Origin of the sequence: Planosporangium spinosum, assembly GCF_049999945.1 — a bacterium.
Taxonomy (GTDB): Bacteria; Actinomycetota; Actinomycetes; order Mycobacteriales; family Micromonosporaceae; genus Planosporangium; species Planosporangium spinosum.
The window spans coordinates 119,535-145,649 of record NZ_JBLYUB010000003.1; the positions used below are offsets into that span (position 1 = coordinate 119,535).

At 70.4% G+C, this 26,115-nt stretch carries 21 protein-coding genes; 11 read left to right on the forward strand and 10 right to left on the reverse strand.

Annotated features, from left to right (window positions below; all coding sequences use genetic code 11):
- From ACNTMW_RS05455 to ACNTMW_RS05470, 4 genes are all read right to left on the reverse strand, one after another.
- Positions 1 to 747 (reverse strand): SDR family oxidoreductase, encoded by a 747-nt coding sequence (locus tag ACNTMW_RS05455; RefSeq protein ID WP_426632258.1) that lies wholly within the window; start codon positions 745 to 747, stop codon positions 1 to 3.
- Entirely contained in the window at positions 747 to 1,439 is a 693-nt protein-coding gene (locus tag ACNTMW_RS05460; RefSeq protein WP_426632259.1) for an aspartyl/asparaginyl beta-hydroxylase domain-containing protein, read from the reverse strand. Before ACNTMW_RS05460 ends, ACNTMW_RS05455 begins: the two co-directional genes overlap by 1 nt.
- A gap of 67 nt (positions 1,440 to 1,506) precedes the next feature.
- A complete protein-coding gene (locus ACNTMW_RS05465) occupies positions 1,507 to 2,925 on the reverse strand; it encodes an MFS transporter (protein ID WP_426632260.1) in 1,419 nt (472 codons plus the stop codon).
- Positions 2,922 to 3,581 (reverse strand): class I SAM-dependent methyltransferase, encoded by a 660-nt coding sequence (locus ACNTMW_RS05470; RefSeq protein ID WP_426632261.1) that lies wholly within the window; start codon positions 3,579 to 3,581, stop codon positions 2,922 to 2,924. Before ACNTMW_RS05470 ends, ACNTMW_RS05465 begins: the two co-directional genes overlap by 4 nt.
- An 88-nt stretch (positions 3,582 to 3,669) precedes the next feature.
- Between ACNTMW_RS05470 and ACNTMW_RS05475 the strand changes: the two genes are divergently transcribed.
- Together ACNTMW_RS05475 and ACNTMW_RS05480 are read left to right on the forward strand one after the other, a co-directional pair.
- Entirely contained in the window at positions 3,670 to 3,798 is a 129-nt protein-coding gene (locus ACNTMW_RS05475) for a hypothetical protein (RefSeq protein ID WP_426632262.1), read from the forward strand.
- 63 nt (positions 3,799 to 3,861) lie between these two features.
- Entirely contained in the window at positions 3,862 to 4,455 is a 594-nt protein-coding gene (locus ACNTMW_RS05480) for a TIGR03086 family metal-binding protein (protein ID WP_426632263.1), read from the forward strand.
- 244 nt (positions 4,456 to 4,699) lie between these two features.
- Here ACNTMW_RS05480 and ACNTMW_RS05485 read toward each other — a convergent pair whose 3' ends face one another.
- Complete coding sequence (locus tag ACNTMW_RS05485; protein WP_426632264.1) at positions 4,700 to 6,502, reverse strand: discoidin domain-containing protein; 1,803 nt, start codon at positions 6,500 to 6,502, stop codon at positions 4,700 to 4,702.
- Positions 6,503 to 7,234: 732 nt separating this feature from the next.
- On the opposite strand from ACNTMW_RS05485, the gene ACNTMW_RS05490 reads away from it, so the two are divergent.
- A complete protein-coding gene (locus tag ACNTMW_RS05490) occupies positions 7,235 to 10,747 on the forward strand; it encodes a discoidin domain-containing protein (RefSeq protein ID WP_426632265.1) in 3,513 nt (1,170 codons plus the stop codon).
- Between the two features lie 62 nt (positions 10,748 to 10,809).
- Here ACNTMW_RS05490 and ACNTMW_RS05495 read toward each other — a convergent pair whose 3' ends face one another.
- From ACNTMW_RS05495 to ACNTMW_RS05505, 3 genes are all read right to left on the reverse strand, one after another.
- Positions 10,810 to 12,483, reverse strand: coding sequence for a glucuronyl esterase domain-containing protein (locus ACNTMW_RS05495; protein WP_426632266.1), 1,674 nt, complete (start codon positions 12,481 to 12,483; stop codon positions 10,810 to 10,812).
- A 544-nt stretch (positions 12,484 to 13,027) separates the two neighbouring features.
- Positions 13,028 to 13,492, reverse strand: coding sequence for a GNAT family N-acetyltransferase (locus ACNTMW_RS05500; protein WP_426632267.1), 465 nt, complete (start codon positions 13,490 to 13,492; stop codon positions 13,028 to 13,030).
- On the reverse strand, positions 13,476 to 14,309 hold the full coding sequence (locus tag ACNTMW_RS05505; RefSeq protein ID WP_426632268.1) for a PIG-L family deacetylase: 834 nt from the start codon (positions 14,307 to 14,309) through the stop codon (positions 13,476 to 13,478). Before ACNTMW_RS05505 ends, ACNTMW_RS05500 begins: the two co-directional genes overlap by 17 nt.
- Before the next feature lie 165 nt (positions 14,310 to 14,474).
- Here ACNTMW_RS05505 and ACNTMW_RS05510 point away from each other — a divergent pair, with 165 nt between their 5' ends.
- The 4 genes from ACNTMW_RS05510 to ACNTMW_RS05525 are packed head-to-tail and all read left to right on the forward strand — an operon-like array spanning position 14,475 to position 17,312.
- Positions 14,475 to 14,867, forward strand: coding sequence for a hypothetical protein (locus ACNTMW_RS05510; RefSeq protein WP_426632269.1), 393 nt, complete (start codon positions 14,475 to 14,477; stop codon positions 14,865 to 14,867).
- On the forward strand, positions 14,864 to 15,484 hold the full coding sequence (locus ACNTMW_RS05515; protein WP_426632270.1) for a zinc ribbon domain-containing protein: 621 nt from the start codon (positions 14,864 to 14,866) through the stop codon (positions 15,482 to 15,484). Before ACNTMW_RS05510 ends, ACNTMW_RS05515 begins: the two co-directional genes overlap by 4 nt.
- Before the next feature lie 25 nt (positions 15,485 to 15,509).
- Positions 15,510 to 15,851, forward strand: a complete 342-nt coding sequence (locus tag ACNTMW_RS05520; protein ID WP_426632271.1) for an MmcQ/YjbR family DNA-binding protein — start codon at positions 15,510 to 15,512, stop codon at positions 15,849 to 15,851.
- A 57-nt stretch (positions 15,852 to 15,908) separates the two neighbouring features.
- The gene (locus ACNTMW_RS05525) at positions 15,909 to 17,312 is read left to right on the forward strand and encodes an SMI1/KNR4 family protein (protein ID WP_426632272.1); all 1,404 of its coding nucleotides are present in this window, start codon (positions 15,909 to 15,911) and stop codon (positions 17,310 to 17,312) included.
- A gap of 179 nt (positions 17,313 to 17,491) precedes the next feature.
- On the opposite strand, the gene ACNTMW_RS05530 is transcribed toward ACNTMW_RS05525, so the two are convergent.
- Positions 17,492 to 18,871, reverse strand: coding sequence for a cellulase family glycosylhydrolase (locus ACNTMW_RS05530; RefSeq protein ID WP_426632273.1), 1,380 nt, complete (start codon positions 18,869 to 18,871; stop codon positions 17,492 to 17,494).
- Positions 18,872 to 19,324: 453 nt separating this feature from the next.
- Between ACNTMW_RS05530 and ACNTMW_RS05535 the strand changes: the two genes are divergently transcribed.
- Positions 19,325 to 20,341: a hypothetical protein gene (locus tag ACNTMW_RS05535; RefSeq protein WP_426632274.1), complete on the forward strand. Its 1,017-nt coding sequence runs from the start codon at positions 19,325 to 19,327 to the stop codon at positions 20,339 to 20,341.
- Between the two features lie 63 nt (positions 20,342 to 20,404).
- Here ACNTMW_RS05535 and ACNTMW_RS05540 read toward each other — a convergent pair whose 3' ends face one another.
- Positions 20,405 to 21,934: an FAD-dependent oxidoreductase gene (locus ACNTMW_RS05540; RefSeq protein ID WP_426632275.1), complete on the reverse strand. Its 1,530-nt coding sequence runs from the start codon at positions 21,932 to 21,934 to the stop codon at positions 20,405 to 20,407.
- Positions 21,935 to 22,168: 234 nt separating this feature from the next.
- Here ACNTMW_RS05540 and ACNTMW_RS05545 point away from each other — a divergent pair, with 234 nt between their 5' ends.
- The 3 genes from ACNTMW_RS05545 (at position 22,169) to ACNTMW_RS05555 (ending at position 26,089) form a co-directional block, all read left to right on the forward strand.
- Positions 22,169 to 23,797 (forward strand): MFS transporter, encoded by a 1,629-nt coding sequence (locus tag ACNTMW_RS05545; protein ID WP_426632276.1) that lies wholly within the window; start codon positions 22,169 to 22,171, stop codon positions 23,795 to 23,797.
- A 256-nt stretch (positions 23,798 to 24,053) separates the two neighbouring features.
- Positions 24,054 to 24,653, forward strand: a complete 600-nt coding sequence (locus tag ACNTMW_RS05550; protein ID WP_426632277.1) for a protein kinase family protein — start codon at positions 24,054 to 24,056, stop codon at positions 24,651 to 24,653.
- Between the two features lie 479 nt (positions 24,654 to 25,132).
- Entirely contained in the window at positions 25,133 to 26,089 is a 957-nt protein-coding gene (locus tag ACNTMW_RS05555) for a LamG domain-containing protein (RefSeq protein WP_426632278.1), read from the forward strand.
- Positions 26,090 to 26,115: the final 26 nt, after the last annotated feature.

Consider the following 26,115-nt stretch of genomic DNA (forward strand, 5'->3'; position numbering starts at 1 on the left):
CTACCGGCCTCCGGCCAGATCGATGAAGCTGCCAGTGGAGAACGACGCCGCATCGGACAGCAGCCACAGGATCGCCTCGGCGACCTCCTCCGGGTCCCCGCCGCGCTGCATCGGCAGGTTGTGCTGCAGCCGCTGCACCCGGTCCGGGTCACCGCCGCTGGCGTGGAACTCCGTACGGATGAACCCGGGCCGTACCGCGTTGACCCGGATGCCTTCGGCCGCCACCTCCAGCGACAGCCCCCGGGTCAGGGTGTCGAGCGCGCCCTTCGACGCGGCGTAGTCGACGTACTCGTTCGGGGAGCCGAGCCGCGAGGCCGCCGACGACACGTTGACGATGGCGCCGCCCGCACCGCCGTGCCGGGTGGACATCCGCAGCACCGCCTGACGGCAGCAGAGGAACGCGCTGATCACGTTCGTGGTGAGGATGCGGTGCAGGCGCTCCTCGGTGAGGTCCTCCACCCGCGACTGCTTCTCGACCACGCCCACGTTGTTGACCAGTGCGGTGAGCGTGCCGAGCTGGTCGTCGACCGTGGCGAACAGGCGGTCGACCTCGTCGCCGCGGCTCACGTCTGCCGGCACGGCGATCGCGGTGCCGCCCGCGTCCACGATGGACTTCACGACCGCGTCCGCCGCCGCCCGGTCGTGCAGATAGTTCACGCAGACCCGGTAACCCCGTCGGCCGGCCAGGATCGCGGTGGCCGCGCCGATACCCCGGCTGGCGCCGGTCACCACCAGTACCCCGGACATCAGTAGTCCCCGTTCGCCTTGGCGATGTAGTGCCCGGACACCTTCCGCTTCGCCCGCAGGCAGTAGCGGTTCAGCCCGTCCGCGAAGGCGCCCATCGGCCGGCGGAAGTCGATGATGATGATGACGCGCGGCTCGTCGCTGTCGTTGCGCACCTCATGTTCGAAGGTGTCGTCCAGGACGATGCTCTCGCCCGCCTTCCACGTGTAGAACTCCCGGTCCACCCGGATGCTCGGCGGCTTGACCGCGGCCGTCTGGATGCACAGGTGGTAGCGGAGAATGCCGGCGTACGGGCCCGCGTGCGCGTCGAGTTGCACACCGGGTTCGAGCACGGAGACCATGGCGCTCACCACGCCCGGGGTCTTCTCGGCGAACTCGAGCAGGGTGGGAACGTCCTCGCGTGCCTGCTCGTTGGACACCCCCAGCATGTACGCGTAGTACAGCCGCCAGTCGTTGGAGATCTGTGCCGCCCGGACCGGATCGATGTCCTCGTAGCGGCCGAGTTCGCGTTTCTTCAGCAGTGCCTGCACCTCGGCCTTGAGCTGGTCGAAGTTGGCCTCGAGCGCGCGTACCTCGGGAAAGAGGTCGTGCGGTGAGGCGAAACGCGGACGCCGGTCACCGCCGCAGGACTTGAGGAAGACGCGGTTGGCGATGCTGCGGATCACCGCGTGGTCGACGCTGATTGACTTAGCCACCGGATGCCTCCAAACACAGTGAGCGTGACGGAAGTCGGACTTCCGTCAGGAAACGCTCTGTCGGGGACTAGACAGTGTCCTTCCGCTGCCGCACCGCCATCGTCGCCAGTGCGCCAGCGAGCAGGGTCAGGACGGGAATCGCATAGGTGTTTCGTACGGCGAGGAAGATGTCGCCGCGAGACAGGAAGACCTGGAGCAGTGCCCCCACCGACGCGGTGTATACCAGGCTTCCGCACAGTCGGGTGGTGTTGAAGACGCCGGACGCGACGCCGGCGAACTGCGGCGGCACGTCGCGCATCGCGACCGCCACCGAGGGCGCGAACGCCACGCCCATGCCGACTCCGGTGACCGCCAGGCCGGGTAGCAGGAGGAGCCAGGACCGGTGCGCTCCGACCCCCATGAGCTGCATCGCCATTCCCAGCCCGAACAGCAGCAGACCGAGCATCAGCACGTACTTGCCGCCCCACCGGTCGGACAGCCGGCCGGAACGACGCGCCACGACGACCGAGACGAAGGGCGGTACGGCGATCAGCAGGCCGGCCTGGAACGCGCTCCACCGGTGCGCGGTCTGCAGGTACAGCGGAATCAGCAGGAGCATCGCCGCGACCGCGCCGGGAATGACGCCGATCACCGCGGAGGCGATGGCGAAGTTGCGGTCGCGCAACAGGGCGAACGGCAGCAGCGGGTCCCGCCCCTGCTGGTGCCATTGCACCAGGGCGAACACGCCGAGGACGACGACCGCGGCGGCGAAGAGCATCGGGATCGTCACCGGGCCCCACACCCGCCCCCAGCCGTACCGCTCCCCGCTGATCAGCGGGTAGACGACAAGGAAGATCGCCGCTGCGAGCAACAGCGCGCCGGTGACGTCGAGCCGGCTGCGCACCTCGGCGCGCAGCCGCGGCACCGCCAGGAGCACCAGCACCGCCCCGATGAGACCCACCGGGAGGTTGATGAAGAAGATGCCCCGCCACCCCACCGTCGCGGCCAGCAGTCCGCCGACCGTGGGCCCCGCCGCGGTGGCCAGGCCGGCAAACGCCCCCCACACGCCCAGCGCCCTGCCCCGCTGCTCCGCCGGGTAGACCCGGGTGATGATCGCCATTGCCTGCGCGGCGAGCAGAGCGGCGCCGACGCCCTGCACCGCGCGGCCGACGATCACCTGTTCCGGGTGCTGCGCGAATCCGCAGGCGGCCGAGGCGACCGTGAAGACCGCGAGCCCGACGAGCATCACCCGGCGCATGCCGAACAGGTCGCCGAGCCGTCCGCCCGGGACCAGCAGGACGGCGTAGCTCACCAGATAGCTGTTGGTGATCCAGAGCATCTGCTCGACGGAGGCGTGCAGCCCTCGCATCATCTCGGCGAACGCGATGTTGATCACCGTGGTGTCGAGCAGCACGAGCGCCTGGGCGAAACAGATCGCCAGCATGGCGAACCCGGGGGTACGGAGGCGCGTTCGCAGTGGCGGCAGCGCCAGCGCGCTGGCCGTCATGACCGGGATCGTCGAAGCTGCCCGTACAGGAAACCGGGCGCGGCCTCGTCGATCGTGCCCTCCCAGCCGAGCGCGTTCAGTCGCTCGAGCAGGTCGCCGGCGTCGAAGAACAGTTTGACGATCCGGTAGTTGCTTCCGTCGGCGAGGGTGCGCACCACGGCCACGTCGGGCGCCTGCTCATCGATGAGCTCCCCGTCCTTCTCCCGGATGGTCACATCCACGAACTCGACGACACCGCCGGGCCGCAGTGCCCGGGCCACGCGCGCCCAGAAGTCCTCGAACAGGGCCGGCGGCACGTGCGACAGCCAGTGCCCGAAGAACACGCCGTCCCACTGCCGGTCGGGTTCCCAGGTGAACAGGTCGGCATGGATGTACTCGACCTGGGTCAGGCCCTTTCCCCGCGCGGTGTCGATCATCTCGGCCGAGCCGTCGACGGCCGTCAGGCTGCGGCATCGCTGGACCAGGTGCGTGGTCCAGTACCCTGTACCGCTGGCGAGTTCGAGCACGTCCCCGCTCAGCTGCCCGGACCTGAGCCGATCGATCAGCGCGCCCGACGCGGCTTCCTGGTAGGGCACGAACGTGTCGTCGTATTCGCCGGCCCGGGCACGGTAGTACTCCTGTTGCGAGGCGAGCAGCGGCATATCTTGGTCAAGCATTGGCTGGGATCCTCCCCCGTTGTCCGGCCAATGTTGGTGCCACGTTCAGTAGTTGGATACTAACCCGTCAATTCAAACATGACTATGCATGAGGACCCTCACAGGATTCCGGCAACCGGCGGTGCCGATCAAGTGCTACAGCGCCGGGTACGCCGGCATCGGCATCACGTCCCTGGCGCTGTGGTCGGGGCCGGCCACGCGCAGGACGGTGCGGTGATCCCGGTCGAGATCCGTCCCGCGCGTCGCGCAGCGACACGCCGCCACTGAGGAAAGGACGCTGATGTCTGACATCGCAGATCGTTACCGGCTGCTCTCCGATGGATTCCTCGCCCGTATCCGGGCGACCCCGGCCGACCGCTGGGAGGCGGTGAGTCCGTGCGCCGGCTGGACGGCCCGCGACGTGGTCGCGCACGTCATCAACGGTCACCGAGGCATCCTCGCCATGGTCGACGGCACACCCCCGACGCCCGCCGACGGAGTCGGGGTCTCCGCCATGGCCGACGCGCCCGAGGTCGAGCCCGGCGCGGATCTCGGCGTCGCGTTCGCGCGGTGCCGCGACGACATGTACGCGATGCTGAGCGATCCCGACCGGGCCGCGACCCGGCTGCGCGGCGGCCCGTTGGGGCCGGCGCCGGTCGAGCAGGCCGGCGACCTCATCGGCGGGATGGAACTGCTGGTCCACACCTGGGATCTCGCCCGCGCCGTCGGCGGCGACGAGCGGCTCGACCCCGGCCTCGTCGCCCGGACGCACCATGCGCTCCTGCCGCACCATGCGGCCCTTCTCGCCACCGTCGCGTTCCGGCCCAGCATCCCGGCGCCGCACGACGCCGACCCGCAGACCGCGTTCCTGTCCTTCGTCGGCCGGCGCGCCTGACGGTCGCGGCTCGGGCCTACCCGATCGTCTCCGTGGCGGCGTCGGCTGGCTCGTCGTGCGCCTGCACGGGCCGGCCTGCCGGGCGGTAGGCCGGCCCGGAACGCCGGCCGTCCCTCGATCACCGGGACCGCGGGCGGGTGATCGAGGGACGGCCGCCACCGTGGGGGTGGGGAACCGGGCAGCGGGCCGGGCGGGGCCGCGTCGCTGCCCGGAGCGCGGGGTTGGCGGGTCCGGGCGACGGCGGCTACCAGCCGACGGCGACCAGCAGATACTGCGGGCCGCCGTGGGAGATGAACGACGACTCACCGGCCACGTCGTCGTACGGGAAGCCGTACGCGAGGCGGTTGATGGCGTGGTCGTGCCAGAACTTCGCGTAGTAGTTCGCCGGTGGTGCCAGGTAGAAGTTGCTCCGGACCTGCTGCTGCGCGGCCGGCAGGTGCGCGGTGTGCCGGTTCAGGGCGGCGCACATGTTCGGGTTGCCGGCCATCGAGCCGGCGCAGCCGAAGATGTTGGAGGTCGACTCGTTGACCCCGACCGACGCGGCGTAGCCGGTGAAGTAGTTCTGGTTGACGCCGCCGGTCCGGAACGACGGATCGCTGCCGGGCGCGATGATCCGGTACGGCGCCTGGGTCTGCGCGAGCACCTTGAACTCGGCCGGCACCTCGTTGGTGAACCGCTGGAAGGTGGCCGACCGGTCCTCGGCGAAGGTCGCCTGGTCCTCGCCGACCTGCACGTCGTACCCGTCGTGGGCGTGCAGTCGCATGGCGAGCTTGAGGCCGAACGCGTCGACCCGGGTGGTGTTGCCGTTGAACACCGACGGGCCGACGGTGAACTCGATGAAGTCGTAGTACTGGCTGCTCGGCGAGCCCAGGTAGAAGTACATCCGGCCGGCGGAGTTGGCGGGCATGTCGAGGTAGGGCTGTTCGGCGATCGAGTGGACCTGCCCGTTGAAGCTCCAGTAGACCTGGCTGTCGGGGTAGCGGCCGTTCGTGCGGTTGAGCACCTTCACCATGACGACGTTCTTCGCGGCCGGGATGCCGCTGGTGTCACCCCAGAATGCGTCGCCGCCCGGGTTCGGTGAGCCGGTCGGGCTGGGTGAGGTGGTCGGGCCGCCACCGGCGACGCGGACGGCGAACTCCCAGAGGGAGTACCCGTAGGCGGTGGCCCGGGCGGTGCCGTACAGCCGCACGTACCGGCCGGTGCCGGTGACGGTGAGCGTCTCGGTCCCGCCGGCCCCGGTCGTGGTGGAGTAGACCGTGGTCCAGGTGGCGCCGTCGGTGGAGGTCTGGAGGCTGTACGCCCGGGCGTAGGCGGACTCCCACTGCAGGGTCACCCCGCAGACGGCCTGGGAGCTACCGAGGTCGACCTGGATCCACTGCGGGTCGGAGAAGGCCGACGACCAGCGGGTGGCGGTGTTGCCGTCGACGGCGGCCGACGCGGGCGTGCCGGCGTTCTCGGTGGACGACGCCGTCGCGGGCCGGTTCAGCGCGGCGTTGGCCGTGCCGCAGCCGGGGCCGGCCGGGGCACTGCCGTAGACCTGGAACTCCCAGAGGGAGTACCCGTAGGCGGTGGCCCGGACGGTGCCGTACAGCCGCACGTACCGGCCGGTGCCGGTGACGGTGAGGGACTGGTTGCCCCCGGCTCCGGTGGTGGTGGTGTAGACCGTGGTCCACGTGGTCGCGTTGGTGGACGTCTGGATCTGGAAGCTCGTGGCGTACGCGGCTTCCCAGGTGAGGACGACCCGGCTGACGGTGTAGGTGCCGCCGAGGTCTATCTGGATCCACTGTGGGTCGGAGAAGGCCGACGACCAGCGCGTGGCGGTGTTGCCGTCGACGGCGGCCGACGCGGGGGTGTCGGCGTTCTCGCTCGACGACGCGGTCGCGGGCCTGCCTTGTGAGAGCAGGGTGTCGGCGGCGGCCGCGCCCAGGGTGGTGGCCACCGCGTAGGTGGTGATCACGGCGGCGATCAGGCCGATGGTGGTGAGGACGCGCCAGAGCCGGGTGGACGGTCTCCAGCATCCGGCGGTGGCAGGGACGGCGACAACCATGACTACTCCTGTTGTCGGGGCATACGGGCCGAGGGGTGTGCCGGGCTGAGGGGCGTGCGGGCCGAGGGGCGTGCGGGCCGAGGGGCGTGCGGGCCGAGGGGTGCGCGGGGTGGAAATCAGTAGCGGAAATCTGTGGTGGATGGCCGTGCGGGATGGCCGTGGTGGAAGGCCCTGCGGAAAGGCCGTGCGGAAAGGCCGTGGTGGAGAGCGCTCTCTCCGGAGCCTGTAGGGCCGGGTCGCCGTTGTCAAGACGGTGACAAACATCGATCTCTTTGGAGGGGTTCGAGTGCTGGGTCCGGCGCCGCAGGGCCAGCGTGCGCTGGGGGAGTGGACTCGTCCATGACATCGATTAAGTCTTAAATTAAGGCGCAATGTCATTTTTCCGAGATGGTGAGGCGACCGGCCGCCGGGTCACCGCGGCGATCGCTCGCCCGGTCGCCGTCGGCGGAGGTGAACTGCCTGGTCGGTACGTACGGATCGGGTCCGGGGTCGGTGGTGGGGTCGTCGGTCGGGGCGCAATGGGGTCCGCCGACCGCCCTTGACAGGCGCTCCGGCCGAGATGAACCTCTCTGCAATCGTCTCAAAAAAACGATTGAAATCGATGCGAGGCGGTGGGTTCGGGAACCCTCTCGTGCGCCGACACGGTGGGTTCCGGAACCTCCTCGTGTGCCGACACGGTGCGCCGCGCCGATGGCGACGCCCGTCGACCATCCCCCCAATCCGGGAGATCTCATGCAGGCCATTCCCCCTCCCCGGGCCCGGCGCGGCAGATCCGCGTACCTCCTCGCCCGGATCACCGCAGCGGTGGCGCTGCTGGCCGGCGCCGTCGTGACCGTCGTGACGCCGCCCGCCGGCGCGGCCACCACCCTGCTGTCGCAGGGCCGGCCGGCCACCGCCTCGTCCACCGAGAACGCCGGTACCCCGGCCTCGGCCGCCGTCGACGGCGACACCGGTACCCGCTGGTCGAGCGCGGCCAGCGACCCGCAGTGGTTGCAGGTCGACCTCGGCGCGACCGCGAGCGTCACCCAGGTCGTGCTCACCTGGGAAGCGGCGTACGCGAAGAGCTTCCAGATCCAGACCTCGGCCGACGCGGTGACGTGGACGTCGGTGTACTCGACGACCTCCGGTACCGGCGGCACGCAGACCCTCGACGTCAGCGGCACCGGCCGGTACGTGCGGCTGTACGGCACCGCCCGGGCCACCGGCTACGGGTACTCCCTCTGGGAGTTCCAGGTCTACGGCTCCCTCGGCACGACCGCCGCCTGCGGTACCACCAACGCGGCGCAGGGCCGGCCGGCGACCGCCTCGTCGAGCGAGAACGCCGGTACCCCGGCCTCGGCCGCCGTCGACGGCGACACCGGTACCCGCTGGGCCAGCGCGTTCGCCGATCCACAGTGGTTGCAGGTCGACCTCGGTACGTCGACGTCGGTGTGCCGGGTGGTGCTGAACTGGGAGGCGGCCTACGCCGCGGCGTTCCAGATCCAGACCTCGGCCGACGCCGCCACCTGGACGACCGTCTACGCCACGACCACCGGCGCCGGCGGTACCCAGACGCTCGACGTCAGCGGCACCGGCCGGTACGTGCGGGTGTACGGCACCGCCCGGGCCACCGGTTACGGGTACTCACTGTGGGAGTTCCAGGTCTACGCCACGACCACCGGCGGGGGCGGCGGGCCGGTCACGGGGCCGGTCATCTCCCGGTACCAGCCGGTGAAGGCCTCCTCGTACGTCGGCGGCAACGCGCCCGCCGCGGCGCTCGACGGCCGGACCACCACCCGGTGGGAGAGCGCGGCCAGCGACCCGCAGTGGCTCCAGGTCGACCTGGGCGGCACCGCCACGATCAGCGGCGTGGTGCTGACCTGGGAGGCCGCCTACGCCACCGGCTACCGCATCGAGGTGTCGGCCGACGCGGCCACCTGGTCAAGCGTCTACTCCACCACGACCGGAAAGGGCGGCGTGGAGACCCTCGCCGTCAGCGGCACCGGCCGGTACGTGCGGCTGTACGGCACGGCCCGGGCCACCGGCTACGGGTACTCGCTGTGGGAGTTCGAGGTCCGCGGCACCGTCGACACCTCGGCGGCCACCCCGCCCCTGCTGTCCGGGCCCACCCGCCCGCCGGCCACCACCGGCCAGTTCGCCCTCTCCGCTCCCGCCGACGGCGCCATGGTCACCACCACCCGCCGGCCCGCGCTGTCCTGGGCCGCCGTGCCGGGCGCGGTCCGGTACCAGGTCTGGATCAACATCAGCCGGACCGACTATGACTTCACTGCCGCCGGTAACCTGATCGACCTGTACACCAAGGTGGCCGAGCCGACCGGCACGAGCTACACGCCGAGCTGGGACCTGCCCGACCGCTGGACCTACAAGTGGTACGTCGTGTCGGTGAGCGGGTCGGGCGCCACCACCACGTCGGCCATCCGCCGGTTCAGCGTGTACCTGCCCACCATCAGCACGGTCGCCGACGGCGTACCCGTGGTCAACGGCAGCCGGGACCTCAACCGCAACGGGACCGTCGAACCGTACGAGGACTGGCGCCAGCCGATCGAGACCCGGGTGAACGACCTGCTCGGCCGGATGACGGTGCAGGAGAAGGCCTACCAGATGTTCTACAACGCCCAGGTCTACCCGCAGTCGGGGTGGCACTTCGGGCCGGCGCAGCCGCAGGACCTGCACGCCGCCCTGCTCGCCGCGTCCGGTACCCGGCTGGGTATCCCGTTCGTGTCGGCGGGCGACACCATCCACGGGTACGCGACCACCTACCCGACGCAGAGCGCGCTGGCCGCCGGCAAGGACTACGCCCTCGACTACAAGCTGGGCGACATGCAGCGCAAGGAGCAGCTGGAGGTCGGTACGCGAGGCGTCCTCGGGCCGCTGGCCGAGGTGGGGACCAAGGTGATCTACCCCCGCATCCAGGAGGGCAACGGTGAGGACGCCCAGGTCGCCGCGGCGCAGGTCCGGGCGCTGGTGGCCGGGCTCCAGGGCGGGCCGGAGCTGAACCCGAAGTCGGTGCTCGCGACCGTGAAGCACTGGCCGGGCGAGGGCGCCGGCGGCGAGGCGCTGATCACCTACGACGCGGTCACCATCAAGTACCACATGATCCCGTTCCGGGCCGCGATGGAGGCCGGCGCCGTCAACATCATGCCCGGGTACGCCGGCAGCTCCTACCTCGATCCGGGCGGCCCCGGCGCCGGCGACAGCGCCAAGATCCTCGCGTACCTGCGGCAAAACCTGGGGTACTCGGGCCTCATCACCACCGACTGGCTGCCGGCCGGGAAACCGTGGATCGACGCGGCGAACGCCGGCTCCGACGTGATGGGCGGGGCCGACCCCGGCGCGGCGGGCTTCTCGCTGGACACCTTCACCGCGAACGTGCCGGCCGCCCGCATCGACGACGCGGTCCGCCGGGTACTGCGGCTGAAGTTCCAGTTGGGACTGTTCGAGAACCCGTACGGCGACCCGGTCAACGGTCCGTACCGGTGGCACCAGCCGTCGTACACCGCGCTGGTCAACCAGGCCGAGCGGGAGTCGATCACGCTGCTGAAGAACAGCAACGGCGTGCTGCCGCTCAAGCTGAAGGCGGGCGACAACATCGTGGTGGCCGGCCCCCGCGCCACCGACCCCCTCGCGTGCTGCATCTGGACCAGCTACTTCCACGCCGAGTACGGCTCGCTGAGCATCCTCGACGCGCTTCGGGCCAGAGCGGCCACCGCCGGGGTGAACGTCTACTCCGGTACCGGCCCGTCGCCCAAGCTCGCCGTCGTGGCCGTCGGGGAGGCCTCGTACACCCACGCCACCAACTGGACCAAGGAGCAGCCCTACCTGCCGCCCGACCAACTGTCGATCATCCAGAACTTCAAGAGCCAGGGGATTCCCGTGGTGGTGCTGCTGGTCCTGCCCCGCCCGTACGTGATCACCGAGTGGAACGGCCTGGCCGACGCCATCGTGGTCACCTACCGCGGCGGCGAGGAGATGGGCCCGGCGGCGGCGAGCCTGCTGTTCGGCGACTACACCCCGCGCGGGAAGCTGCCCTGGCAACTGCCGCGCAGCCTGGACCAGATCCTCAGGCCGGGCGGCACGGACGTGCTCGCCGACGCGGTCGAGCGCTGGGATCTGCCGTACGACCTCGGCGCCACCGACGCCGAGCGCGCCGACATCCGGGCCCGTATCGACGCCGGCCAGCCGGTGCCGAGCAGCTACGGCAACCCGCTGTACCCGTTCGGCGCCGGCCTGCAGGGATGGTCGTAGGCGGTTGACGCCCGGGGTCCGGTGTGGCGGTACCCGTACCGCCACACCGGACCCCGGGCAACTCACGGGGAGGTACAGGTGGGTGTCATCCCGGAGGCGCTGCCGGTGCCCTGGAACCCGAACTCGGTCGACTGCCCGGCGGCGATCTGGCCGTTGTAGCTGACGTTGGTGAACCGGACGGCGCCGCTGGTGCCACTGCGGTTGGCGTTCCAGGTGTTGGTGATGCTGGCGCCGGACGGCAGGGTCAGGCTGACGGTCCAGCCGTTGACCGGCGAGGAGCCGGCGGTGACCCGGACCGTGGCGGTGAAACCACCCGTCCACTGGTTGACCGACACCGACGCCGCGCATCCGGCGCCACCGGGCGGCGGGGACGACGGGGGCGTCGTGGTGGGCGGGGCGGTGGTGGGCGGGGCGGTGGTGGGCGGGGCGGTGGTGGGCGGAGTGGTCGTCGGCGGGGTGGTGGTCGGCGGGGTCGTCGAGCCGCTGAGGGTCGGCGTCGTCCAGTCCCTCCACTCGGCCAGGTTGCCGGCCGCCTTGCTGGAGATCCTCATCGTGCCGGCGGTGTTGCCGGTCTTCAGGAGGAACTTCTGGATGTTCTGCTGCAGCGGGGTCCGCCACTCGGGGCGGTTGGCGCAATGGTTGCCGTCCTGGATGTCGGACCAGTACGTGATGTTGTCTCCCGCGCCGAGCGCCTTGTAGACCTCCGCTCCGCCCAGGGCCGCCACGCTCGCGGATTTGGGACCCAGATTGGTGATGTGCGGGTTGTCCATGATGAACAGCCCGCGCGGCGCCACCATGGCCACCATCTCGTGCGTGTCGACCGGCAGGTTGTTCGGGTTGCCCGTGAAGGAGCCGAACGCGTCGCCCAGCCACGGCTGCTCGCTGTAGGCACTGCTCAGGCTCTGGGCGCCTTCCCCGGGAATGCCCCGGAAGATGGGAACGCCGGCGCTACCCGACTCGATGGGCATGGTCAGCGCGATACGCTGATCGAACACGCCGGCCACGAAGGCACCCTTGCCGAACCGCGAACATCCCGTGACGCCGGTCGCGTCCGCCCGGAGAATGCTGCCGCCCGACTGCTCGATGACGTCGATGATCCGGCTGACGCCCCAACCCCAGGCCTGGAGCAGCCCGGTGCTGCTGCTGGCCCCGTAGATGCTGTAGAACGCGCCTTGCTTGTTGTTCCGGGGCGTGCCCTCTTTCCCCACTGTGTAGGGGTCGTAGCTGATGACGGCGGCGCCGGCGGCCTTGATGGCGGCCGTGTCCGCGCCGAACCCTCCGTAGACGACGACGGCCGGGAACGGCCCGGAGCCGCTCGGCAACTGCACGCTCGCCGAGAAGCTGGAGCTCTTACCGTTGTGGGTCACGTTCACGGTGATGTTGCTGCTGGAAACCGTTCCCGTGACACCCTGCGGCTTGCCGGGCTTCTCGCCGTAAACGTACTTCTCCGCGAGCTTCTTGATCTCCTCCCGCCGGCACCGCCAGTCGGACCTGGTGGAGATGCGTGTACCGTCCAGCTTCTTGAACGGGTCGGGAAGCTTGGCGCTGGCGGCCACGGAGCCGGGCAGGGACACCGCGCAGTCGGCGCCCTCGTCCTCCACGGCGGCCGCCATGGCGGCCCCGGCGCTCGTGATCTGCGCTACTGCCGCTACCGCTCCGGCGATCGCGAGGGTCGCCGCCGCCGCCAGCGCGACGACGGCCGAACGGATTCTCGAGCGGCCCGAGCTGATGATCACTAGGGCTCTCCTTCCGAGAAGGGCGATGGAAGCGACGACCGCGGTCGGTGGTCACGAATGTCGACCGGGAGGGCAGTGGACGTGCCGGACTGCCACGCGCAGTCGTTCAGTGATCGGCTCCGCACGCGGTCGTGATGGCCACGACGTTACGGAAAAGTTTCGATCCATTCAAGGGCGTCCATGTCTTGTCGTTTCGGCCCATGATCCGGCGATGCCGACAACGACGCACGTAGACGACGCGATAGATGGCTGAAAACTTACGGAGTCAGGCGAAAGTTGCGGGCGCTGACCGAGCAGATGGACGGGTCGTTCCGTCACGACGGGCGCCGGGACAGCCGCGCGCGACGTGGTCCGTCGACGCCACCGGGGCTCCGGCTCCGATTCCGGTACGCCGCGCGGCAGCCGAACGGTGACGGTGTTTCCCTGGCCCGGGGGCGGAGCTCACCTCGGCCGCGCCGCCGCGCGCCTGGGCGATCGACGCCACGATGGTCAGGCCGATGCCCGAGCCCTTCCGTTGGCACTCGGCGCCGTGCCGGCCGGGACGTCACCCGCTGCGGTACGCGGACCATTCGTCGGCGAGCATCGCGAAGTCGAGTTCGGTGCTCCACTCTCCCGTGAAGAGCTCGTTGTGCACCAGGCGGGCCTCCTGCCGCATCCCCAGACGCCGCGCCACCCTCGCCGAGGCTTCGTTGCGTTCGTCGATGCGGGCGATGACGCGGTGCAGGCCGAGTTCGTCGAAGCCGAGACTCAGCAGCGCGCGTGCCGCCTCGGTGGCGTAGCCGCGGCCGACGAAGTCCGGGTGCAGGACGTATCCGATCTCCCCGCCGGCATGTACCCGGCTGTGCCAGAACAGCCGCCGGTCTCCGGGTGGGCGTCGCCGCCAGAGCCCGGGGCGTCCGCGAACAGTTCGCCGAGCGGCCGGGTGGGCAGCACCTCGGTCGCGGGCACGACGTCGTCGACCGGGAAGGTCACCATTGTGCGACTCCGCCGGGTCAGCGCAGGCCGGCAAAGAGGTCGTTCTCGGGCAGCGCCGCGCCGGTGCGGTCGTGTACCCGGACGAAGGTCTCCATCCCCATCAGTTCGGTGAACCGTTCCTTGCCCATCCGCAGAAAGAAGATGTTCTCGCTCTGACTGGCGTGGGCGGCCAGCGCGTCGAATTTCTGCCCGCCGTACGTGCTGGTGTCCACCCAGGTGGTGATCTCCTCGTCGGGCAGGCCGATCTGTGGTCCGGGGTCGGCCGGGGACGGATCCGGCTCCTCCCACTCGACGCCGAACTCCCGCAGCACCTTCCCGAACTGCTCCATCGCCGAGCGCGGCGCCGTGGTCCAGTAGACCTTCGCGGGGCTGCCGGTCAGGGCGACCGCGGCCATCGTGATGCGGTGGGCCTGAATGTGGTCGGGGTGGCCGTAGAAGCCGTTCTCGTCGTAGGTGACGACGACGTCGGGCTGGTAGCGCCGGATCAGCTCGGCCAGCCGCTGCGCCCCTTCCGCCACCGGTGTGGTCCAGAACGAGCCGGGCGCGTCGTTCGTCGGCCAGCCCATCATCCCGGAGTCGGCGTAGCCGAGCAGTTCGAGGTGGGTGACCTTCAGCGCCGCGCAGCTCTCTTCGAGCTCCGCCCGGCGCATCGCGACCACCGCTTCCGGGTCGTGCCCCGGTTCACCGGGCTTGACGCCGCCGGGGCCGTCGCCGCAGCGTCCGTCGGTACATGTCACGAGGACCGTCGTGATCCCTTCCGCCGCGTAGCGCGCGAGGACACCGCCGGTACTCGTCGCCTCGTCATCGGGGTGGGCGTGCACCGCCATCAACGTCAGTGGCCGATCAACCATGCCACCACCCTACGAGAGACGCCGCGCCGTGGCGGCCCTGGCGACGGCGCTACGCTCGGGGCGTAACCGCCGCCGGCGGCGCTCGCCGGATCGTTCCCGCGCCGCTAGTGCGGTGACCACAAACGTTGGCCGGGTTTTGTCGTACCCGCGTGGTGAGGTTGGCCTATGCCTCGACGTCGGGATCCCGCTGCGGGTCGGGTGGTGCACCGCACCGCCCGCATCGGGCTGCGGGTCACGCCGGCGCAGCGGCGGCGGTGTTTCGGGCTGTTGCGGTCGGCCGGGGACGTGTGGGCGTGTGCGTTGGAGGTCAACTGGTGGCGGCGGCGCCGGCTGCTGCCGGTGCGCTTCTACCACGGCACCTTCCACCTCGCCGACCGGCGATTGCGGCTGCCTACCGCCGCCGGCTGCCCACCGCTGTGGTTACGGCTGGACCGGGACATCCCGTATCCGGCCGAGCGGGTGCGGTCGGTGACGTTGCTGGCCGACGGTGGCCGGCTGTGGCTCGACGTCACCGCCGAACTGCCGGTCGCGGCCTACCCCGCACCCGCGCCCGCGTGATCGAGGGCCGGCACCGGCGCCGGGTGCGCCAGGCCCGGCACGAGGCCGCCAAGACCGTCGTGGCGTGGGCGGTCGAGCATCGGATCGGCACGCTGACCGTCGGCGACCCCCGCGGCGTGCTGCACCTCGACGCTGGCCGGCGGCACAACCTGCGGCTACGGCAGTGGCAACTCGGCCGGCTCATCGCCGTCCTCACCGACAAAGCGCAGCTGGCCGGCATCACCGTGCGGCTGGTCGACGAACGCGGCACCTCCTCCACCTGCCCGCGGTGTCGACGCCGCATCACCAAGCCCCGCGGCCGCACGCTGACCTGCGGGCACTGCCACACCACCGGGCACCGCGACCTGGTCGCGGCCGCCACCATCGCCACCCGCACCCCGGGCGGCGCACCCACCACCACCGACGCCGTGGTGCCGGTGGTGGTCACGCACCGTCGAGCCGGCCGCCACCTGCCCGGTCGCGGCCGCGCCCGGCGTGACCCCCGCCGCCCCCACCCGGAGACGGCCAGGCGGGTCGGTTGGCCAGCGGAGGCCCGCCCCACCACCCCGGTGGGGAGTCACTCGACCACCACCCGTGGCGAGGATCCACAACGCACCGCCCCACCCGGCGCACGTTAGTGGACACCGCACTAGCGTCATGAGGATGGTCACCGTCGCTGACGTACGGGAGCTGGCGCGGACGCTGCCGCGCAGCAGCGAGCACCTGATCCGTGACCGGGTGAAGTTCCGGGTCGGCTCCATCGTGTACGTCGCGTTCTCCCGCGACGAGACCACGATGGGGTTCGGCTACCCCAGAGAGGAACGTGACGCGCTCATCGCCGGCGAGCCGGACCTCTTCTTCCTGCCCCGCCCGGCCGAGCTGCGCTTCAGCTGGGTGTGTTGTCACCTCGCCCGGCTCGACCACCCGTACATGACCGAGCTGGTGACCGGGGCGTGGCGGATGGTCGTGCCGAAGTTCCTCGCGCGGCAGTGGCTCGGCGACTGAGGCTGGCCGCGCTCGGCCGGCGACAGTTTGTCGGACCCCGGGACTAGCGTGCCGATTGTGGACCGGGAGTTTCTGGAGCGGTGGAGCCGGGAGTGGGTGGTCGCGCACGATCCGGAGCGCGACCGGCCGCTGGACGACGAGGTGCGGGGCGGGTGGCTGGGCTTCGCGCCGGCGAGCCCGGAGCAGATCGCCGCGGCCGAGGAGCGCCTGGGGCGGACCCTGCCGCCGTCGCTGCGATCGTTCCTGCTGATCACCGATGGGTGGAAGAACGCGGGGAACTTCATCTACCGGCTGGCCGGAACGGCCGAGTTGGAGTGGCTGCGCGACACCAGGGACGCGCACTGGGCTGACGCGTACCGCAACGACGCGTACCAGGACGACGAGTTCCCCGAGGACGATTTCCCTGACGACGGCGAGGTGATCGGGCGGTCCCTGCGGATCTCGCTCGCGGGTGACGCGTCGGTGCTCTTCCTCGACCCGGAGGACGTCGGCGAGGACGGGGAGTGGGCGGCTTACCGGCTCGCGTCCTGGTCCGGCACCGGACCCGAGCGGTTCGACTCGTTCGCCGATCTCATGATCGACCTGTACGCGGGCTTCCACGCGCTGCGCAAGCCACCGGGGGAGACCCGGGACCGGTGGGACGCGGCGGTGGAGCGGGCCCGCCTGGCGGCCCTCCGGGGGGAGCTCGACGAACCGGCGGCGGTCCTCGCCGAGTCGCAGCGGTTCGGCCGAGAACGCGCCCAGCTGCTGCGCTTCCAGTTGTCCGCGATGCAGGGCAACTGGTACACGGCGCCGTTGTCGCACGTCTTCCTGGCGGACATGAGCGTGGTGAACGACCCGCTCTTCGAAGCCGAACTGCTGCCGCTGCTGTTCGTCGAGGACCGGTTGACGCACCGCCACGACCGGTTCACCCTTGACCGCCTCCGGCAGGTCGATCGCGTCCGCGCGAGGATCGAGGAGTACGAGGCGCGCCTGGCCGAGCCCGACTTCCGCCAGCCGTTCGGCAACCCGGAGTTCGACCGGGCTGTCCGTGCGATCGTCGACGACCTGGCGGCAGCCGTCCCTGACCCCGCCGGTCGAGCGGTCCGCTCCGACCCGGTGCCCCCTCCCCGGGGGCTGCGCGCGGCCGTCGTCCGGCGTCTCGACTCGCCCCCGGGCTTCGGGGCGCCGGGCTCGCCGGTGGCCTTCCAGGGTCCCCATCCGCCCGTGGCGTTCCAGGGTCCCCACCCGCCCACGGCCTTCCCGGAACCCGGCCCGACCGAGGCCGAGAGGGCGGAGGCGGCGCGCGTCCGGCGCGCCCTCCTCGACGAGGCGTGGACACGGCTGCGGGCGGCCATGTCGACGTGGCGTCCGGTCAGCGACTGCCACATCGCGCCGGTGGTTCTCTTCACCGAGCCGCTGTTGGCGAAAGTACTCACTCCGGATCGCGGCCGTGACCTGCTGCGGATCCCACGCGGTTGACCCGCCTGGGCGGCGCCCCGCCCCGGGGGTGTATCGGGATCGCCGGTCATGCTGGCCTGGAAGGTACATGTACGGGACCGGTGCGGCCGGCGCGAGCCGCGGTACCCGGCCGGGTGGCGCCGCCAGGGGCGCTGACCGACCGGGTACCTGCCGTACCGGCGCAGTGCGAGTGGGGCCGTTCAGCTCGCGGTGCACGCTACGGCCGGGGTGCTGTTGGTGCCGTTCCACGATCCGATGAACCCGAAGGTCGTGCCGGCCCCGGCGGCGAGGCTGCCGTTGTAGCTGACGTTGCGGGCGGTCACGGTCGACCCGCTGCTGGTCACCGTCGCGTTCCAGGACTGTGTCACGGCCTGCCCGTTGGCGAAGGTCCACGTGACCGTCCAGCCGCTGATCGCCGTGTTGCCGGCGGTGACGCGTACCTCGCCCTGGAAGCCGCCGGACCACTGGCCGATGACCGAGTACGTGGCGCTGCACCTGCGCCCGCCGGACGGCGGGGTGGTGGTCGGTGGCGTGGTGGTCGGTGGCGTGGTGGTCGGCGGAGTGGTGGTCGGTGGCGTCGTGCGCGGCGGCGTGGTGATCGTCCCGCCACTGTAGATCGTGGCTTCCTTGGCCGTGGCCTTGATGCCGTTGGCGCCGTTGACGATCCGCTGCCCCCAGGTGGTGAGCTGCTTGGGGTCGAAGTTGACCGTCATGTCCAGGATCGGATCGCTGTTGCCGCTCCAGGACCAGCCGAGGTAGCCGATGCCGCGGGACACCGCCTCGGACAGGATCGTCTCGTGGTCGACCTCGCCTGAGCTGAACTGCCAACCGAACTCGCCGATGACCAGTGGCCACCCCTTCGACTGGAAGTAGTTGAGGTAGTCGGTGACCTTCGATGCGGTGTTGTAGACGCTGTACATGTGGATCGACAGCACCGTGTTGCGCTGGCTGTCGGCGTCCAGGATCGTCTGCGCGTTGTCGCGCATGACGTTCTGCCAGTCCTGGCCCCAGTTCGGTGCGTCCACCATGAGCAGGTGCTGGAAGCCGTTGCTGCGCATCTTCTGGATGGCGGCGGTGGTCGCGGCGGTCCACTGGCCCGGGTTGGTGTTGCCGATCGGCTCGTTGCCGATATTGATCACTACGTAGTTCTCCTGGCCGGCCAGCGCGCTCTTCTGGCTGATCCAGTAGTTGACCGCCTCGTCGAGCGTGGCGGCCGCGGCGTCCTCGCCGTACCCGGTGGTGTCGTGCACCTCCAGGACGCAGATCAGCCGGTTGGCCTTGCACAACGAGATCACGTTGGCGACGTCGGTGGACGGGCCCCACCGCTTGCCGCTGCCCAGTACCACGCGCACGGTGTTGGCGCCGGTCGCCTTGATGTTGGCGAAGGAGCTGGTCTGGTTGGTGTACCAGACGTGCGGGTGGTTGATCCCCCGCATGATGAACGTCTGGCCGTTGGCCTCGACGATGTTCCGGCCACTGACGTGCAGCCCCACGGCGGCGGACGCCGGCTGAACGTACACCAGGATCGAAGCGGCGGCGGCGAGCAGGGCGGCGCCGAGGATCGTGAGTCGTCTTCTCATGACCTACCTCAGGAGGGGAGGCCCCGGAGACGGGGCGGGACGGCCTACGCCACAGGCGTGAGTCCGACGACCGCTGCCCAGCTCTCGCGGCATGGGTGCGGTTCGTCGATGGTGTTGCGTTGCAATGCCCGCCTCGTGGAAGCACGGTACGCTTCAACATCCGCTCATGCAATCTATAACCATCGATGTATGAATCAAGCCGGGCGGGAGCTGTGCCTGGTGTCCATGCGCGGGCCGCCGATGATGGCCGGTGCTCACCTGCCGGTCAGTAGATCGACGGTGGTCAGTGTTAGTCTGCCGGTCGGTCGACCGGCGGTGGTCAGTGTTCACCTGCCGGTCGGCCGCGCGCTACGCGTCCGGGCCGGCGTGGACAGGAGCGGCGGCTTGGATGGCTGCGAGATCAACGTGGCTGCGCCTGACAGCCCGATCGGTACCTCGTCGCAAGGAGATCGTATGAAGCGACGGCATCTCGCTGCGCTGGCCTCGGCGGCCGCGGTCGCGGCTCTGGCCGTTTCCACCCTCACCACTCCCGCGTCGGCGTCGGCTGACGACGGCTACACCTTCGCGGTCATCGGCGACATTCCCTACGGTGCGACCGCGATCGCCAACTTCCCCAAGGCTGTCGCCCAGATCAACGCCGACCCGGCCGTGCAGTGGGTCACCCACCTCGGCGACATCAAGGACGGGTCGAGCGTCTGCGGCGACGACTACTTCCGGCAGATCAAGAACGACTTCGATCAGTTCCAGGACCCGCTGGTCTACACCGTCGGCGACAATGAGTGGACCGACTGCCACCGCGCCAACAACGGTGGATACGACCCGCTGGAGCGTCTGGCCAAGATCCGGCAGGTGTTCTTCCCGCAGCCGGGCCGTACCCTGGGCCGGCACAGCGTGCCCGTACAGTCGCAGGCCGACCTCGGCATCCCGGAGAACGTACGCTGGCAGCGAGCCGGCGTCGGCTTCGCCGCCGCGCACGTCGTCGGTAGCAACAACAGCCTCGCGCCGTGGACCGGCAAGACCGCGCCCACCCCCGAGCAGGCGGCCGAGGTGCTGGGGCGCACGTCAGCGACCATCCAGCAGATCCACGACACGTTCGCCGACGCCCGTCGCCAGCACCAGCGGGCCGTGGTGCTGATGCTGCAGGCCGACATGTTCGACCCGACGGTGCCCAGCCCGACGTTCGCCGACTACTACGGCTTCCAGCCGATCGTGGCGGCCATCGCCCGGGAGTCGGCGGCGTACCACGGGCAGGTCTACCTGTTCAACGGCGACAGCCACGTCTACCACACCGACAACCCCCTCGGGCCGTCGTCGACGTGGTTGTCCTTCTACGGCATCAGCAAGCCGGTGTCGAACCTGACGCGCATCACCGTGGACGGCTCCGGCAACGCCGCGGACTACCTGCGGGTCACGGTCAACGGCCGGGGCTCCCAGGTGCTGAGCTGGACCAGGGTCCCGTACGCGCTCTGAAGCGACGGTCGTGACGCCCGTCCTGAAACCCGGGCGGGTGTCGGCCCGGTGCACGTCGCCCGGTCAGGCCGGGGAGGGGGCGGGTTCGGGCGGTCGGGCGAGGATGCCCCGGGGACGGACGCACCGGATCGGTTCGAGTGCCGCGCCCGCGTCGGCGAGTACCTGGTCCGCGGCCAGGACGCCGGAGGCAGCCGCCCGCTCCATGAGCGCGGTGGGAAACGGCAGGCGCACCCAGTCTCCGGCGAGAAAGAGGCCGGGTGCGTCGGTGACCACGCCGGGGCGGGTGTGGTCACTGCCGACCCCGAACGCGGGAGCGTTCGCTTCCCTGCGCGTGTGCTGGTCGACGACGCCCATCGCGGCGGTCTCCGGCCACAGGGCGGCAAGTTCGGCGCGCATGCGGGCGGCGGCGGTCGAGGCGTCGAGGTGGTCGTCGCAGGCGTAGGCGTGCAGTTCGAGTACCGCGCCGCTGCCGCGGACCGTCCATCGCCCGGCCTGCCGTTCGACGCGGTGGTACGCGGTGACGGAGTCGAGGGTGGCTTCGCGGGTGACGGCGTTGAACGCGGCGCGGTGCGGCTGGCAGTCCCGGTCGGTCCACAGGCGGCTGACCACGTAGGGCGCTGCCACGCCGAGCTGGTCGAGTTGCGCTGCCAGGTGGGGCGCGGTCCGGGTGAGCCCTGTCGACGCGGCGCCGAGTGCGCGGACGGCAGGCGGGTCGGCGGCCAGGATGGCGTACCGACCGGTGACGGCTTCACCGCCGCGCAGCGTCACCCGCCAGCCGTCGTGGCCGGGTTCGATCCGGTCGACCGGGCTCGCGGTGCGTACGTCCGCGCCGAGCGCGTCGAGCCGCGCGGCGAGCGGCTGCCAGATGGCGGTCGCGTGGTCCTCGGTCGGAGCGTCGATGTCGAGACCTTCGGGGTTGCCGAGGAAGTAGAAGTGGAACATCATGATCATCTCGGCTGCGGACATCGTCTCCTCCCGGTTGAAGAAGGAGTGGGCGAAGACGTCGAACAGCATGGCGCGGGCCCGCTCGGGTACCTGCAGCGAGTCCAGGAAACGGGTGGCCGGGATGTGGTCGTACTCGCGGTAGGTGCGACGCCGTTCGTAGGTGAGCAGCGGCAGTGCGGCCTTGCCGTCCATCCGGCGCAGGTCGTCGAGGCCGAGGCTGGGCGAGCGTGCGATGAGCGCGCACAGGTTCACCAGCGGCAGGCGTGGCAGGTCGGCGACGTCCTCCTCCGCCCAGGTGCGCGACAGGACGGGGTAGCGGCCAAGGGGACGCAGAAACCCCAACTCCGGGTCGATCCGGCGCAGGATGGCCCGCCAGGTGTAGTACTGGCGGAAGAAGCCGTGGAACCCGTGGTCGACCAGGTGGGTCGAGCCGTCGCGCAGCCGGTGCGGCCAGGCGGCCAACCGGCCGCCCAGCCACGGTGCCCGTTCGAGCAGGGTGACCCGCAGCCCTCGCTCGGCCAGCACCAGCGCGGCGCTCACACCGGCGATACCTCCGCCGACCACCACGACCGTCGCCGGTCGGGGTGCCGTCCACGGTCGGTGCCGCTGTGGCCGGACGACCATCCACCGCCGAAGTCCGATACCCATGGGGCACCTTCGCAATCGGGCGTTGTCGTCGGTGTGCCGGGCGAGCCTGGTGGTGAGGCTACCGGTTCCGGGTCGGTCCCGCAGGCGAGCGTGGCGTGCCCGCCCGATGCGTCCGGGCCGGGCCGTGGGTTCAGTAGATCATCTGCATGACGTCGCGGACCCACGTGAGGGTCTGGTCGGCGATCTCGTTGCCTTCTCGGCGCACGCTCCGATGAGGAATCTGATGGTCGACTCATGTATGGTGCTCGCGAGAAGGAAAAACGTCGAGATCCTAGACCTTCGTCGACCGGACCTCACGCGCACACGCGGACGCACCCTGCGCCGCCACTTCCTCCCCGAAGGTGTGCGCGTATGAACGACAAGGATCAGGCTACGAGCGCCGTCGGCGAGCGGCCGGACGTTCGAGCCGCTCATTCGCCTCGAACTCTGCGAGAAGCGTGGGCGGCCCTGGCAGGGCTGGCCGCGGTGTTTCTCTTCGAAATGCTCGACAACTCGATCCTCAACGTCGCGTTACCCACGATCGGACGTGACCTGCGGGTATCGACGACCGCGCTGCAGTGGGTGACCGGTGCCTATGCGGTGGTGTTCGGTGGGTTGATGTTGGTCTTCGGCGCGATAGCCGACCGGTTCGGCCGGCGTCGAATCATGCTCATCGGGCTGGTGCTGCTCGGACTTTCCAGCCTGGCAACTGCGTTCGTCTCCACTGCCGAACAGCTCATCGCCGTCCGGGTAGCGATGGGTGTCGCGGCCGCGATGACCACGCCCGGGTCGATGGCGCTGGCGTTTCGGCTCTTCGAAGACGATGGCCTTCGCGTCCGTGCGATGACCCTGATCTCGACCGTCGGATTGGTCGGTCTCGCGATCGGTCCGACCGCTGGTGGCTTCGTGCTGGCGTTCGCGCCCTGGCGGGTCCTGCTGTTGATCAACGTCCCGATCGCGGTGCTGGCGTTCATCGGTATTCGCGCCGGCATCGCCGGTGACGATGCGGGCGAGCTTCACCGCGACCCCGTAGACATCGCCGGCGCGGCGCTCGGTACGGCCACGATCGTGCTCGCACTGGTCGCACCCACGCTGTTCGTCGAAGACGGCGCCGACTCGTGGGCACCATGGCTGGCGACCGCAGCGACCGTCGCCGCAGCGCTGCTGTTCGTATGCCGCGAGCGCTGCGCACGCCACCCGCTGCTGGACCTGCGGCTCGTCGCGCACCCGAAGGTCTCCGGCGGCTTGGCGTTCAAGGCCGCGGCCGGTCTCGCAACGGCCGGCCTCGGCTACCTGGTGACGCTCCAACTCCAGCTTGACTGGGGCTGGACGCCCGGGCAGGCCGCGCTCGGGATGCTGCCTCAGGTCGTGGTCCTGATCGCTGGTGGCAGCGTCATCGGCCCGCTGGTCAGACGAGTCGGGCTCGACCGCGCCGCCTGGCTCAGCGCCGCCGCGGTCGTTGTTGGCCTCGCCGTGTACACCGGACTAGGCCGGTTTGGGTACGCCATCGTCGCCATGGCGCTCGCGCTCGTGGCCGTCGGCATGCGCGTTGTCGGGGTAGTCGCCGGGACGAACGTGCTCCGAGGTCTGCCGAAGGACCGCACCACGATCGAGGCCGCACTGGTGGACACGGCCAGCGAAGTCACCTCCGGCGCCGGCATCGCCGTCGCCGGCACCATCCTCGCCGCGCTGTTCACCGGCGCCATCACCACCCCGAACTGGAGTTCCCACCAGACCGCCGAGTTCCACGAAGCAGTCACGATCGCCGGCCTCACCCTGACCGTCGTAGCCGCCGCACTGGTCAGTTGGGGAATCACCCGCACCCGCGGCCAGGTGAGCGACCAGCCGACCCCGGTAGCCATCGAGCCCGCACAACCCTCCTGACTCGCCGAGCGCCGACGCGCGCTCATCGGCCAGAAGCGGATGACAGGCACACCAGCCGTCGTGGACAGCCAGCGTCGAGCCGCTGACGGCGGCCGAAGGCGGACCTAGTCACGTCATCCGTTCCGGTGCGACCGTCCAACGTCCCGCCGGGCCCTGGACCAGCACGATTCATGCCCTGCTGCGCCACCTGGAAGAGGTTGGGTTCACTGGCTCGCCCCGAGCGGTCGGCGACGGCGTCGACGCCGCCGGCAACGAGGTGCTGACCTGGATCGAGGGTGGCATCGTCCACCCGCGTGCCTGGTCGGACGAGGGAGTGTGGCAGGTCGGCAGACTATTGCGTGACCTGCATGCCGCCACCGCGAGCTTTCGACCGCCGCCGGACGCGGTGTGGCAGCCGTGGTGGATGCACCGCCACGGTCCTGACTCGGTCATCGGGCATTGCGACGCCGGCCCCTGGCACGTCGTCGCGCGTGACGGCCGGCCGGTGGCGTTCATCGACTGGACCTTGGCCGGACCCGTTGACCGGCTCGACGAGGTCGTGGCCACCGCCTGGTGGAACGCCCAATTGCACGACGATGACGTCGTCGCCCGTCATGAGCTGCCGGACGCGATCACACGCGCGCGGCAGCTGCGGCTGTTTCTCGACGGCTACGAGCTGTCGATGGCAGATCGGGATGGTCTGGTCAGTCGGATGATCGAATTCGCGATCCGGGACTGCGCCGCTGAGGCGGCGAATGCCCGCATCACTCCGGAATCTGCCGACCCTGCACCGCTGTGGGCGCTGGCCTGGCGAGCCCGCGCCGCCGGCTGGATGATCCGTCACCGAGCCTTGCTGGAGCGGGCCGTCCAGACGTGAGCAGGCTCTGGCCGGAGGCCGTCGACGTTACCTGCCGACGGCCTCCGGCCGCCCGGGCCGATGCTGTTCGGTGGCGGTTGGCGCTGGTCCAGAGTGAACGACAGGACTCGACAACCACGCCGATCAAGGTACGTCGTGAGCGCCCGGCCGCCGAAACGTTCGGCCACGTCGATGAGGCGCAGCCGCGGACCGCGCTCGGGCACGTTTAACTCCTTCGGGGTATTGATCTGCGCCACGCTCTTGCCTGTGGTGCAACGCGCGGCATAGGGTGCGAAAGCGCTTACGTAACCGCTTACGCACCCACCGATACATGTTCGCTGGTCTATGGCCAGCGGGCTCCTACCTCGGCGGTCGGCCCCGCCGAGCCATCGACACCGGTGCAGGCGCAACCACACCCGCAACACAGCGGTACGAGCGAACTCCCACCCGGTACGCGGGGACGTGGCGCACGTGTCGCAGTGATGAGAGGAGTACCTCCGTTGGCGAAGACCAGACGGGCCGCCGTCGCCACCGCCGCACTGCTTGCGGCCGGCCTGGCGGTGGGCGTCGGGGCGACCCCGGCCCAGGCGGACCAGGACGGCAAGCACGATGTCCATCCGGCGTTGCGATCACATCTCGTCGCGTTCTACGACTTCGACCACCCGGTGGAGGGCGACGTCGCGCTCGAGCGCGACCTCGGCCGCTCGGGCACCGAGATCGAACTCGTCAACGGCGGCACCGCCATGCGGGTTCCCGACCGCGCCTACAAGCACAGCGGCAACGCCCTGCAGACCAGGCAGGTCAACCCCGACGTTGCGGGCAATGACGACTGGAAGGCCGGCACCTGGTCGGCCAGCGGCGTGCGGACGCTGCGCGCGTACAGCGGCGCCACGGGCGCGACGGTGATGGGCTGGTTCAAGGTGGACATGGACGGCCCGGCACTCAACTCCACCACCCCGAACCCGACCGACCGGTTCAACGCCATCGGCCTGGCCGGCGTGCTGACCGGCGACTCGGAAGGCCACAACGTCCGGGCCCTGCTCGAACTGATCGACGTCAACGGCACGCTGCGCCTGGTCGCGCTCGGTCGGCGCCTCGACGGCGGCCTCTCGCAGACGTTCGCCGCGAGCCAGGACTGGCAGACCCTGCTGCCGCGGGGCCAGTGGGTCCACCTCGCCGCCACGTACGACTACGGAGGCGGCACCATGGCGCTCTACCGCAACGGCAAGCCGCTGGACGGTTTCTACACCCGCGACGACGACCCGTGGCGACTGTCGGAGCCCGGCCCGCACGTCACCACCGCGTCCGACCCCAGGGGCATCAAGATCGGCGGCAGCTTCCCGCAGAACACGCTGGAGCGCAATCCGTGCGACTGCCGCATGGACGGCCTGATGTTCCTCGACAACGTGGTGTCCGCGAGCGACGTCGAGAAGCAGTACCGCTACATGGCCCGCTGATCATCCTCGGAACACCCCGGTAACGC

Coding starts and splice junctions, on each gene's coding strand:
- ACNTMW_RS05455 (WP_426632258.1), bottom strand. CDS start 747: ATGTCCGGGGTACTGGTGGTGACCGGCGCCAGCCGGGGTATCGGCGCG.
- ACNTMW_RS05465 (WP_426632260.1), bottom strand. CDS start 2,925: ATGACGGCCAGCGCGCTGGCGCTGCCGCCACTGCGAACGCGCCTCCGT.
- ACNTMW_RS05470 (WP_426632261.1), bottom strand. CDS start 3,581: ATGCTTGACCAAGATATGCCGCTGCTCGCCTCGCAACAGGAGTACTAC.
- ACNTMW_RS05475 (WP_426632262.1), top strand. CDS start 3,670: ATGAGGACCCTCACAGGATTCCGGCAACCGGCGGTGCCGATCAAGTGC.
- ACNTMW_RS05480 (WP_426632263.1), top strand. CDS start 3,862: ATGTCTGACATCGCAGATCGTTACCGGCTGCTCTCCGATGGATTCCTC.
- ACNTMW_RS05485 (WP_426632264.1), bottom strand. CDS start 6,502: ATGGTTGTCGCCGTCCCTGCCACCGCCGGATGCTGGAGACCGTCCACC.
- ACNTMW_RS05490 (WP_426632265.1), top strand. CDS start 7,235: ATGCAGGCCATTCCCCCTCCCCGGGCCCGGCGCGGCAGATCCGCGTAC.
- ACNTMW_RS05505 (WP_426632268.1), bottom strand. CDS start 14,309: ATGGTTGATCGGCCACTGACGTTGATGGCGGTGCACGCCCACCCCGAT.
- ACNTMW_RS05510 (WP_426632269.1), top strand. CDS start 14,475: ATGCCTCGACGTCGGGATCCCGCTGCGGGTCGGGTGGTGCACCGCACC.
- ACNTMW_RS05520 (WP_426632271.1), top strand. CDS start 15,510: ATGGTCACCGTCGCTGACGTACGGGAGCTGGCGCGGACGCTGCCGCGC.
- ACNTMW_RS05530 (WP_426632273.1), bottom strand. CDS start 18,871: ATGAGAAGACGACTCACGATCCTCGGCGCCGCCCTGCTCGCCGCCGCC.
- ACNTMW_RS05535 (WP_426632274.1), top strand. CDS start 19,325: ATGAAGCGACGGCATCTCGCTGCGCTGGCCTCGGCGGCCGCGGTCGCG.
- ACNTMW_RS05540 (WP_426632275.1), bottom strand. CDS start 21,934: ATGGGTATCGGACTTCGGCGGTGGATGGTCGTCCGGCCACAGCGGCAC.
- ACNTMW_RS05545 (WP_426632276.1), top strand. CDS start 22,169: ATGTATGGTGCTCGCGAGAAGGAAAAACGTCGAGATCCTAGACCTTCG.